The 1,205-nt window shown below is 31.3% G+C and carries 2 protein-coding genes; both read left to right on the top strand.

The window, feature by feature from the left end:
• Positions 1-327 (top strand): hypothetical protein (locus AB0M39_RS42150; RefSeq protein ID WP_365374532.1); only part of this gene is annotated, 327 nt, incomplete at its 5' end.
• 11 nt (positions 328-338) lie between these two features.
• A partial coding sequence (locus AB0M39_RS42145) for an XRE family transcriptional regulator (protein ID WP_365374529.1) occupies positions 339-1,205 on the top strand: 867 nt, incomplete at its 3' end.

The raw sequence follows: 1,205 nt of genomic DNA, 5'->3' as shown, positions 1-1,205 counted from the left end.
TTTAATTTTGCTTCTAATAGTGAAGTAGCTCTTTTTGAGGATGATGAGTCAGTTTTTGAAAATGAAATCAAACATTCTCAAGAGGTTTGCAAGTCTATGTATGGAGAATTTTATGAAAATTTAGGTAATGTGTTTGTTATTAGACGAGATACGAAAACGGGTAGTGTTACGCTAGTTACTATAAATGCTCATCTTGATTTTATAGATGAAGAAATAATTCCTGATAGAATATTACCTAGTCCAGTTACAACTAGTAAAACAACAGGGGCTGTTTCTGAAGAGCCAATTAAGATTAAACTTAAAGAAAAAAAGAAGAAAATTAGTTAGGAATTGAAAAAATGAAAGCATTTAATGGAGAACGATTGAAAGAAGCGAGATATTTTAGGTCTTATTCAATTACAGAGTTGTCTAGCATTCTTGGAGTCTCAAAGCAAATGGTTTCAAAATATGAGAATGGGAAGTCAGAACCACCAGCTGAAACTTTGTTTAGAATTGTAAAAGAGTTGGGTTTTCCTCTAAATTTTTATTTTGGAAAAGATTCATCAGTTCCAAAAAAGAGTGAAACATTCTATAGGTCACGCTTTACGGCAACTCAGAAACAGAAATCACCAACGGAGTCACTGAAAAAACTTGCCTACTTTTATAGGAGCTTTTTAGAAGATTATCTTGACTTTCCTTTATTGGAAGTAGATAAAGATTTTTTAAAGGAAATTTCTATTTTACATGAAAAGAAAGACATTGAGCAAATAGCACAAAATTTAAGAGAGTATTGGGGGATCGGCTCTAAACCAATAGCAAATATGGTTAATCTATTAGAGAGAAAAGGATTTTTAGTTTGTGATATTCCTCATACAATGGATAAAGTTGATGCATTTGGTGGAATGGAAAAATTTAAAGAGGAAATGTATTATATAATTTTTCTTGAAAATAAGGAAACAGATTTTTTTAGAAGACAATTTTCATCAGCGCACGAATTAGGACATTGGATTTTACATTCAGGAATAATAAATCCTCAAGATTTAGAGCCTATTGAGTATAGAAATATGGAGCAAGAAGCGAATGATTTTGCTTCTGCGTTTCTGTTGCCTTCAGAGGAGTTTAGGACAGATGTGGATAGTGATAACTTGACTTTACAATATATTTTATCTTTAAGAAATAAATGGAATGTTTCTATGTCAGCACTATTAATGAGAGCGAAGAAATTA

Source organism: Streptomyces sp. NPDC051907, assembly GCF_040681075.1.
Classification (GTDB): Bacteria; Actinomycetota; Actinomycetes; order Streptomycetales; family Streptomycetaceae; genus Streptomyces.
The sequence above is the reverse complement of the archived record's forward strand: the minus strand, read 5'-3'. Positions and strand labels throughout refer to the sequence as shown.